Here is a 2,554-nt window from a genome sequence, read left to right as displayed (position 1 = left end):
CTTTTTCATTCTGGTTATGATTTAACAGAATCAGACCATTTTGTTATAAAATATTTAAAATCAATCACATAATTGCTTTATTCCAATTGCTTTATTGACGTTGAGCCTCGGAACCCTTAACAATCCCAAAACTTGTCGAATGGTCGGCTTAATAGCTCACGCTATGCCGACATTCGTCTGCAAGTTTAGTTAAGGGTTCTTCTCAACATCAATAAATTTTCTCGGCATAAATGCGTGTTCTTGCTATAATATATCTTAGAAAAATAGATTAAATAGCTTATCGACTATTTGCATAAATGCTATTACAACATTCAGTGTCACCAGCACTAATTTGTAATAGCATTTTTTATTTTTAAATTTTCAAAGATACCAAATTTTAAATACCTTTATTTTGAATTCTAAGGGGGCATTTTAAAGATTTAAGGGTAAATCATATAGTTTTATACCTAAAAACCTACACAAGCTTTTAAAACGCAAATATGAGCCAAATAAATATATTCTAATTCCACAAACAAAAATTTGAGCAAAACCAGTGACTATTTTTTAGACACTGCCCAGTTACATGCAAATTAAAAATTTGGCATGTACTGGCAAAAAAATTCAGACACTGCCCATTTACGCACAAAATTATTTTTCGCGTAAAAACTGGGTAACCATGCTGGTTAATCCTATAGTTCCCGCAGGGGCAAAAAACATAAAAAAACGCTAGCTTTTTAGCTAACGTTTCAAATCTTTTAAGTAATAATTTTGTTTTTCAAAATTCCAAATTGCAGTAATTGAATGTGCTTTTTCTTCTTCGTCTGTTGTTTTATCTTCGTCACTTGTATTAATTAAATTGCCATCTTCGGCATCATCTAAATTTAAAATTTTATGTTTTTGTTTAAGCAAACCACCATAACTCAACATACGTTTTCGATATAAACCTTTTTCTAAATCATTTACAATTTCTTGATTTTTTTCATCATCATCAGTTAAAAAATCAGATGACTTAACCGAATATTTCGAGGTTTCTTTGATAGCTGCTCGAATATCTTTATCGCCTTTTTGATTTGGTTTGATCGCTTTAATATTTGCTACTGGTCGATAATTTACTTGTAATGCTTTTTGCCATAAAGTAACCCATTCTTCTTGAGTTATATAATTAGCTTTATTCTTAAAATAGCTATTTTCAACACACAATAAAAAGTGCATATGTTGATTATAACTACCGTCATTTTTATTAACCGTTACTTCGGTTGAACGTAAAAATCCGATTAAATTCTTTTTAACTTTTGTATACATTTTTAATTTATTAAAAGCCTTAGACATATGCTTTAAACTTTGTTCTAAATGTTCACCGTCTATTGCATTTCGTGCTGATAGCGTAAGAAATAACCAACGTGCTTTTGGCTTTTCTTTAACCACTTCTTCAATCACTTTTTGAGCTTGATAACTATTTTTCATAGCACGCCTCCAATTACAAACTGGGCATAATTTTGATTTACAAAACCATGTTTTATGTAATTTCAAATAACCTTCATCAGTTGGCTTGAACTCTAAGACGTTACCACATTGTTTTACGTTAAAAGCCTTTTTTATTTTTAAAATTTCTAGTATATCTGCATAACTTACATTATCAATTTTCTTCTCTCTCCATGGGCGTTGTTTCCCACTTTTCGTCATATCTTTTAATGTTTCATTATCTTGATTTTCGTCTACATATCTAGTAGTATTATATTGCATATAAAAAGCCTCCAGTTTTGATTTTGATTCGACACCTTAATCATATAACTGGGGTTTTTTCATGTCAAATTTTCTTTCAACAACAAAAACAACCAAAAATACTGTTATATCAACATTCAAATGACTTTTTATATCTTTGAGTTATTTCTATATAGTATCAAGACAAGAAGAAACTCGTTTTCAACTCGTTTCAAATTCCCAAGTTAGGAGGGATAAAATGAAAAATAATAATGTAACAGAAAAAGAATTATTTTATATTTTAGATTTATTTGAACACATGAAAGTAACTTATTGGTTAGATGGTGGCTGGGGGGTAGATGTATTAACTGGAAAACAACAAAGAGAACACAGAGATATAGATATAGATTTTGACGCTCAACACACTCAAAAAGTTATACAAAAATTAGAAGATATAGGATACAAAATAGAAGTTGATTGGATGCCTTCACGTATGGAACTTAAGCATGAAGAATATGGGTATTTAGATATTCATCCTATAAATCTAAATGATGATGGATCAATTACCCAAGCAAACCCAGAAGGTGGTAATTATGTTTTCCAAAATGACTGGTTTTCAGAAACTAATTACAAAGATCGAAAAATACCATGTATTTCAAAAGAAGCTCAACTTCTTTTTCATTCTGGTTATGATTTAACAGAAACAGACCATTTTGATATAAAAAATTTAAAATCAATAACATAATTGCTTTATTCCAATTGCTTTATTGACGTTGAGACTCGGAACCCTTAACAATCCCAAAACTTGTCGAATCGTCGGCTTAATAGCTCACGCTATGCCGACATTCGTCTGCAAGTTTAGTTAAGGGTTAGT

At 30.3% G+C, this 2,554-nt stretch carries 2 protein-coding genes and 1 pseudogene; 2 read left to right on the top strand and 1 reads right to left on the bottom strand.

What is annotated here, in order from left to right; genetic code table 11:
- A pseudogene (locus KA900_RS04610) lies at window positions 1-72 on the top strand (lincosamide nucleotidyltransferase Lnu(A)); the annotation flags it as partial.
- 645 nt (window positions 73-717) lie between these two features.
- On the opposite strand, the gene KA900_RS04605 reads toward KA900_RS04610, so the two are convergent.
- The gene (locus KA900_RS04605) at window positions 718-1,722 is read right to left on the bottom strand and encodes a protein rep (RefSeq protein WP_210139334.1); all 1,005 of its coding nucleotides are present in this window, start codon (window positions 1,720-1,722) and stop codon (window positions 718-720) included.
- Between the two features lie 217 nt (window positions 1,723-1,939).
- On the opposite strand from KA900_RS04605, the gene lnu(A) reads away from it, so the two are divergent.
- The gene (gene lnu(A), locus KA900_RS04600; RefSeq protein WP_011645010.1) at window positions 1,940-2,425 is read left to right on the top strand and encodes a lincosamide nucleotidyltransferase Lnu(A); all 486 of its coding nucleotides are present in this window, start codon (window positions 1,940-1,942) and stop codon (window positions 2,423-2,425) included.
- The last annotated feature ends 129 nt before the right edge of the window (window positions 2,426-2,554 follow it).

Origin of the sequence: Staphylococcus sp. GDY8P120P, from assembly GCF_017892065.1 — a bacterium.
Lineage (GTDB): Bacteria > Bacillota > Bacilli > Staphylococcales > Staphylococcaceae > Staphylococcus > Staphylococcus nepalensis.
The sequence above is the reverse complement of the archived record's forward strand: the minus strand, read 5'-3'. Positions and strand labels throughout refer to the sequence as shown.